Genomic DNA, 7,696 nt, shown 5'->3' on the forward strand with positions numbered 1-7,696 from the left:
CCACATTGTGGACAGTCGCGATGTTTTTCAGGAAAACATTGTGGATTACTTAGTCTCGGGTTACCAATCTGGGATTACTCCACTCCCCTGTTCTCAGTGCAACAAAGCAGTAAAGTTTGGTCCGATGCTGAGCTATGCCCATGAGACATTGGGGATTGATAAAATAGCTACAGGTCACTATGCCCGGATTACTTATGATGCTGAATGCGATCGCTATCAATTGCGGCGAGCAATAGACTTGACAAAAGACCAGTCATACTTCCTGTATGACTTGACTCAAGACCTGCTGGCGGCTTCCCTATTTCCTTTGGGAGAACTTAAGAAAACGGAAACGCGACGCCTGGCTGCTGAATATAATCTCAAGACTGCTGATAAACCAGAAAGTCAGGACTTGTGTTTAATCGAATCCCACGGTTCCATGCAGAAGTTCCTGGACAAGTATATTTCCCAAACCACAGGTGACATCGTGGACTTGGATGGAAATGTGGTAGGGCAACATCAGGGAATTCACCACTACACCATTGGACAACGGAAAGGGCTAGGTATAGCTGCTCCCAATCCCTTGTATGTGATTGCCCTGGATGCAGCCAGGAATCGGGTAATTGTAGGGGAACGCCACCAAGCCACCCAAGCTGAATGTACGGTTCATCGGGTCAATTGGGTATCGATTCAGGAACCTACTGTTCCGATTCGAGCTTCTGTGCAAGTTCGCTATCGCTCACCTGCTGTACCTGTTAATGTGATTCCTCTAGAAGGAAATCGGATCAGATTAGTGTTCGATGAAGCACAATTCAGCATCACCCCAGGACAGGCTGCTGTTCTGTATGACGGGGAGCTCGTGCTCGGAGGTGGCATTATTGAGCAGCTACCAGGGAAAATAGCCAATAGCAATTTGGTTGAAGGTTAAAAGTTGAAAGTTGAAAGTTCAACGGGATTGCGTGGCATTTTGGCCAAGGTTGTCTGTCAGAATGCAGAATGGTGAATACGCGTATTCACCATTCTAATAGTGACCTTGACCAAAGCCAATTACCATGGTATATAGAGACTACCAATTGGTGTCAGAGTAGAGATTAATCGTCAGCTGTTCATAACCTGCAGGTACAGCAGTGATACAAGAACAAACAGTCGGTCCATTTTCTATATCTACCTCACAGGCATGACAAGAACCCATCAGGCAACCTGTGGCAATGAACACACCAGCACGTTCAGCCACTAGAAGGATGGGTTCTCCAACTTCAGCCTCAATTGTCACATCATCTGGTAGAAAGCGAACGCTTACACTCATGTTTGATTAGTCATTTCATTTGTTATTTTTTTATTGTTAATTGTTTAATTTTTAATTTTTAATTTCCTTTAACGATTTTTGAGTTTCCATTTTCAATTGTCAAGTTTACTTTTTACTTTTGAAAAAACTAATCTGATAGTTAACGGTCTAAGACCTTAAAATCGGGGTTAAATCAAGATGAGATTCGATAGTATCAGCCAGTGAATTCAAAAGCGCTTCTCGTTGTTCCCGATAGTTGACAACCCCAGTAGGGAGAGAAGGTAGCCCTCGTCTGGAGCGCAGTTGATTCAACCAGGCACGTCGCCAAGGACTATTGTCAAACATTCCATGGAGATAGCTGCCCCAAATTGATTGATTCACGTCAACAATGCCCAAACCATGGTCATCGAATAAAGCTCGATAAGCAGATTTATTGTCTCCCATCTCCGCCTCAAGCAGTCGCGAACGCCCTTGATGAATTTCGTAACCGGTAATGGGTAAGCCAACTTGAGGATAATTTGATGTCACCATCCGTTGACGGGCAACTTTGCCAGTGGTAATCAAGGTTTTTAAGGGCAACAAGCCTAATCCTGGATGACGTCCCTGTTTACCTTCTAAGCCATCAGGATCAACTAGGGTTTTGCCTAGCATTTGGAATCCCCCACAAATTCCCAAAATTGTCCCACCTGAGGCAGCATAGTTTTGAATCTGCTCAGCCATGCCACTTTTTTGGAGCACCATCATATCCGCAATGGTAGTTTTCGTGCCTGGGAGAATCACTGCATCTGGATATCCCAAGGTTTCATTTGGTGACAGATATTTCAAAAAGACACTAGGTTCAGCTTCGAGGGGGTCAAAATCAGTAAAGTTAGAAATTCGAGGTAAACGAATTACTACGATAGTGACTTCCTGATTGGACTTGTTCCTGCTGTTGCGATCTAGTAAGTCAAGGGAATCTTCAGCGGGAAACAGTATATCAATCCACGGAATAACTCCAACAACAGGAATACCAGTGCGTTCTTCTAACCATTTTATGCCGGGTTCGAGCAGCGATCGCTGACCCCTAAACTTATTGATCACGACACCTTTAATCAAAGCTCTCTCCTCTGGTTCAAGGAGTTCGAGAGTACCGATTACCTGAGCAAAAGATCCTCCACGGTCAATATCTACCACCAGCAAGGTGGGAGCTTTGAGGTACCGCGCCACTCGCATATTGGTCAAGTCGCGGTGCTTGATATTAATTTCTACGGGGCTACCAGCTCCCTCACACACGACTAAATCAAACTCATTGGTTAAACGTCGCAGTGATTCTTCAATCACCTGCCAACCCTTATCAAAGTACTTTTCGTAGTACTCCCCAGCACTAACTTTTCCTACGGCTTTACCCATAAGAATGACCTGGGAGGTCATGTCACCTTGGGGCTTCAGTAAAATTGGGTTCATTTCCACACAGGGAATCACACCTGCAGCCCAAGCTTGTACTGCTTGGGCATGTCCAATTTCTCCACCATTGGGTGTAACATAGGCATTTAGAGCCATGTTCTGACCCTTAAAGGGACACACACGCCAGCCTTGTCGCGAGAGCAGGCGACATAGAGCTGTGGTTATCAAGGATTTTCCTGCGTGGGATGTAGTACCCACCACCATAATCGCTTTCATAATTCAGGGTTAGGGCGTCAGAACTAGCCTAGATGATCAATAGATTGAGATATCACCCTGTCACCAACTTGATTTAAACCGACAATCTTAGCCAGCGATTCAAGGTATGATGGAGTCGATCTGATAATGAGGGAGGAGGTAAGGTTTCTCCAAGGCCTTCCCACTTTTCTAACAACTGACGACCCAAAGGTGTCAATCTAAAACTATCCGTAATTCCCTGACCGTCTACTTCTCGACGTAATACACCCACTTGAATCAACCACATTAAATCGTTTTCTACTGCCAATTCCGGCCTAGGGCGCTTTGTGTAGTTTTTCTCGACACCTTCAAGACCTACTATAGATAAGAGTGGAACACTGTTAGAACGCATCGCTGCCAATAGAGGGATCCGGAATGGCAAACAGCGCATTGCTTGCTCTGCACGCTTAGTAGTTCGGTCAGGATATTGAATCGCCTGGCTACCTTGAGACTGAATTGAAGTTCTTGCCACAGTTACTAAATCTTAGAACTATACTGACCGCCGATTATTTCTATATTAAGGTTTTTTTGACTTTAGAGGCCAACCTATTGTAATTTACTCTAGAAATTTGTGAATTTACTCAAGGCCTAGGCAAAACAGGGCAACAAAAGCGCTTATGTGTAATGGTACTTACAGAGAATGCACCCTACAAGTAGAGTTACCAAAAAAATGGGTAATCGCGCCCCGTCCTTCTATGACCGCTTTTAAGTTGACGCTTATCTAGCGCCAGGTTATAATTAAAATATAGGGTACAGGCTGAAAAACCGTAGGCTGAGCCGGGAGAGAGACCCGTAACTTATCGACCTTAAAGTAGTAATGCCCGGAGGGTAGGGAATCTCCTCCTTTCTTGATGCAGTCGCTCATGGGGGAAACCCCCTTTGGCGGCGCTGCATCGCTAAAAACCCAATCATCAATTAACAGTTGGTGTGTGAACCCAGAAGAATCACACTTTGAGAAAAAAACGGTACGGTGGGGCACACCGGAACCAAACGAAAGGAAGAGAAACAGACTTTTTAAGGCACTTCCAAAGAGTAGTTAAACGCTATCGCGAGAACTGCCCTCTGGGTCTATGGTGAATTAACTAGGAATTTAGTCTTGACGGATTCTCGGTTGAGTATTGTCTTGTTTTTGGCGGCGTCAAAGATGAGAACTCCATGGTTTAAGGCGGCAAGGCCGTAGGCCACGCTACGCGAACGTTGATCTAGGAATCCCCGCGTCTTTAGGCCGGGGAGTGTCAATAGGTAAGAGCTGTTAGTGTAAAATCTAAGCTTAGGTTCAATATGTATCTATAGGAAACAAAAGTTATGGCTCTTCAAGTTGGCGTGGATGCACCAGCATTTACTGTCAAAGACGACGAAGGCAATACCATTTCACTGTCGGACTTTGCGGGGAAAACTGTAGTGCTTTACTTTTACCCCAAAGACGATACTCCAGGCTGCACCAAGGAAGCCCAAAGCTTTCGGGATAACTACACTGAGTATCAAGGTAAAGATATGGTGGTACTCGGTGTCAGTATGGATGATGAGGCATCCCACAAACAATTTAAGGAAAAGTATGGTCTGCCTTTCACCCTGCTAGCGGATACGGATGGCTCAATTACCAAGGCTTATGATGTTGATGGTGGCGGTTACTCCAAGCGGGTAACCTACATTATCAACGGCGAGGGCAAAATTACTCATGTTGATGAGACCGTAAAAACCGCTACCCACGCTCAAGATATCTTGACAGCCATGGGCTAAGCTAAGTCAAAAGCCTCTAACTTCGTCTAAATTTTGGTAAATTTGGGCGAAGTTGTTATTATTATTGATATAATCCCTATTTTAGATAATATATAAACTAACCCATCCCCTAGGTGCTGGAGCTGTTAGGTCCTCGTGAGAATCCTGCTAGTAGAAGACGATGAAGGTATTGCCAAAGTGGTAACGGCAGCCCTAGCTAGTCAACATTATCAGGTTGATGTAGCTACAGATGGGGATGAGGGCATAGAACTAGCAGAGATATTTAAGTATGACTTGATTTTGCTAGATTGGATGCTTCCCAAGCTCAGGGGGATTGATGTGTGCAAGCAGCTGCGAAACGCCCGCGATCGCACTCCGATTATTCTCCTCACTGCCCAAGACACCAGCACTAACAAAGTCGAAGCTTTAGACGCAGGAGCAGATGATTATTTAGTCAAGCCCTTAGACATACCTGAATTATTAGCCCGAATTCGAGCAGTGCTGCGCCGCAGCAGCAGCCCCTTACTCCCGGTGCTAGAGTGGGGATTGCTCCATCTTGACCCCAGTAACTGCCAGGTCAGCTACGATCAGGAACTGTTGCATCTGACCCCTAAGGAGTATGGTCTAGTAGAGCTGTTTTTACGGAACCCCCACCGCATCTTTAGCCAAAGTTTCCTGCTAGATAATCTCTGGTCTTTTGAAGAACCACCTACAGAAAATGCCGTTAGAGCTCATATCAAAAGTTTAAGGCGGAAACTCAAGCAAGCTGGAGCCAAAAATGATTTAATTGAAACCGTCTACGGCTTGGGTTATAGGCTCAGAGAAACTTCTGAGGAAGGTTCAGCTCAAACCAAGACTGAGAAAAACAAAGGCAAAAAAGTAGCTAAAAAGACCCCATCTAACCAGAAACAATCAAAGGTCAAGAGTGATAGTTCCCTTTCCCCAGTCCCTAATGCTCAATCCGAAGAACCAAAGCAATCAGGACTAAGTGCCATTTGGGATCAGCAGAAGTCAAAGTATATCAAGCGCGTCAATGTATTGGAGCAGGCGGTGACGGATTGGCGAGATGGTAATCTCACCGGAAAGTTGCGAGAGGAGGCTTTACGGGAGGCACACACCCTAGCTGGTTCCCTCGGTAGCTTTGGATTTGAAGAAGCCTCTCTCAAATCCCGTGAGATTGAGCAAATATTGCAATCTGCGAAAAAAGCTAGTGAGGAAGAAATAGCACATCTGTCTCAATTAGTGGTAGAACTACGACAACAACTAGAGACAGAGCCTAACGTTCCAAAACCTACTCACACTCAACAACTGCCGATTCCCCAATCTCCATTCTTGATGCAGTCGCTCATGGGGGAAACCCCCAAGACCGCGCTGCATCGCTTCCCAATTCCCAACTCCCCACGACTACTGATTGTGGATGATGATGTAAAACTAGCGCAAGGGTTAGCCTCAGAGGTAGCAGCCTGGAAAATGGAGGTTGAGGTGGCCGGTGATATATCTCAAGCCAGAAAAGCAATTGCTCGTAAGCGCCCTGATGTGGTACTGCTAGACTTGTGTTTTCCTGACTCAGCGGGAAATGGTTTAGAGCTGTTAGCAGAACTGAAAACAACTCAGCCCCCTGTGCCTGTGGTAGTACTTACGGTTACAGAGAGTTTTGCTGAACGAGTCAAAGTCGCTCGTTTGGGGGCAAGGGGTTTTCTTCAGAAGCCTGTAGCCCCCCAAAAGCTGATGGATGCGATCGCTAAAGCGTTGCAAGAATCTGGTCCACCACAGGCAAAGCTATTGATTGTTGACGATGACCCTCAAATCTTGGATCATCTACGCACTGTGCTAGAACCTTGGGGATTCCAATTGACTTTACTAAACGATCCACAACAGTTCTGGGAGACCATAGAGCAGTGTACTCCCGATTTACTGATTTTGGATGTGCAAATGCCGGAATTTAGCGGTATTGACCTGTGCCAGGTGGTACGCAATGACCCTCGCTGGGGTGAGTTACCCGTGTTGTTTCTCTCTGCTGTTCAAGATCCTGACACTGTGCAGCAAGTGTTTATGGCCGGTGCTGATGATTACGTACAAAAACCAATAAGAGCTCCAGAGCTATTGGCTCGGGTGTTGAATCGCATTGAGCGCAGCCAACTAAGACTTAAAACGATAGCACAGAAGAATCAAATGTTGTCAGATAAATAAATAATAACCCTGGTCAGTTAGTGGACGTAGAATTGGCAGATCGGACATAGTAGAGTTGATCACATTTTATTCACAGTTGATGGTTAACGGTTGACTGTCAGCAATCATGTCAATTGTCAACCTAATTATGATCAATTTCTTTGACTATCTCCTATTGGCCGAAACCATTCCCCAAGGTAACTGCTACCAAGGGCCGCCTAACGTAATATGGCTACACCTGATCAGTGATACTCTGATTACCCTAGCCTACTATGTGATTCCTATACTGCTAGTGTACTTGATCAGGCAGCGGCAGAATCTGCCTTTCAAGGGACTCTTGATTTTGTTTGGGGCGTTTATTATTTGCGGTGGCACCACTCAGCTGATGGAACTATGGACTGTTTGGGATCCAGCTTATTGGCTATCAGGCTCTATTAAAGCAATTACAGCTATAGTTTCTGTCTACACTGCCATAAAATTATACTATATTCTACCTCGAATCCAAAATGCACCTAGTCTGGCTGGACTTGAGCAGCTCAACCAGGAGCTAAAATCTCAAATTGAAGAGCGTATTTTGGCAGAGCAATCCTTACGGAAACGTGAGCAACGCTGGCAATTGGCACTACAGGGAGCTAATCAGGGAATTTGGGACTGGAACCCTAAAACCAATGAAACCTTTTTCTCCAGCCGATGTAAGGAAATGCTGGGGTATGATGAAAACTACGACATCGGAAACTATAACCATCAATGGTGGACACACATCCATCCCGATGATGTAGACCAGGTGATCAAAGCCATGGAGGATCACTTAGCTCAGAAAACCTCCTATTATGTTCAAGAGTATCGCTTACGGTGCAACGACGACAG

Annotated in this window: 7 protein-coding genes; 4 read left to right on the forward strand and 3 right to left on the reverse strand. The window is 45.4% G+C overall.

The genetic code is table 11. The features are described 5' to 3' along the window. A partial coding sequence (mnmA, locus tag F6K52_RS28375; protein WP_293086500.1) for a tRNA 2-thiouridine(34) synthase MnmA occupies positions 1-907 on the forward strand: 907 nt, incomplete at its 5' end. A 138-nt stretch (positions 908-1,045) separates the two neighbouring features. On the opposite strand, the gene F6K52_RS28380 is transcribed toward mnmA, so the two are convergent. From F6K52_RS28380 to F6K52_RS28390, 3 genes are all read right to left on the reverse strand, one after another. Beyond that, positions 1,046-1,285, reverse strand: a complete 240-nt coding sequence (locus tag F6K52_RS28380) for a 2Fe-2S iron-sulfur cluster-binding protein (RefSeq protein ID WP_008179060.1) — start codon at positions 1,283-1,285, stop codon at positions 1,046-1,048. Between the two features lie 147 nt (positions 1,286-1,432). Further along, positions 1,433-2,923 (reverse strand): cobyric acid synthase CobQ, encoded by a 1,491-nt coding sequence (cobQ, locus tag F6K52_RS28385; protein ID WP_293086510.1) that lies wholly within the window; start codon positions 2,921-2,923, stop codon positions 1,433-1,435. Positions 2,924-2,996: 73 nt separating this feature from the next. Beyond that, positions 2,997-3,413: an Npun_F0494 family protein gene (locus F6K52_RS28390; RefSeq protein ID WP_293086515.1), complete on the reverse strand. Its 417-nt coding sequence runs from the start codon at positions 3,411-3,413 to the stop codon at positions 2,997-2,999. An 833-nt stretch (positions 3,414-4,246) separates the two neighbouring features. On the opposite strand from F6K52_RS28390, the gene F6K52_RS28395 reads away from it, so the two are divergent. The 3 genes from F6K52_RS28395 to F6K52_RS28405 all read left to right on the forward strand — a co-directional run. Then, positions 4,247-4,681, forward strand: a complete 435-nt coding sequence (locus tag F6K52_RS28395; protein ID WP_293086521.1) for a peroxiredoxin — start codon at positions 4,247-4,249, stop codon at positions 4,679-4,681. A gap of 135 nt (positions 4,682-4,816) precedes the next feature. After that, positions 4,817-6,850: a response regulator gene (locus F6K52_RS28400; RefSeq protein ID WP_293086525.1), complete on the forward strand. Its 2,034-nt coding sequence runs from the start codon at positions 4,817-4,819 to the stop codon at positions 6,848-6,850. A 106-nt stretch (positions 6,851-6,956) separates the two neighbouring features. After that, positions 6,957-7,696 (forward strand): PAS domain-containing protein (locus F6K52_RS28405; protein ID WP_293086529.1); only part of this gene is annotated, 740 nt, incomplete at its 3' end.

It is taken from the genome of Moorena sp. SIO3H5 (assembly GCF_010692395.1).
Lineage (GTDB): Bacteria > Cyanobacteriota > Cyanobacteriia > Cyanobacteriales > Coleofasciculaceae > Moorena.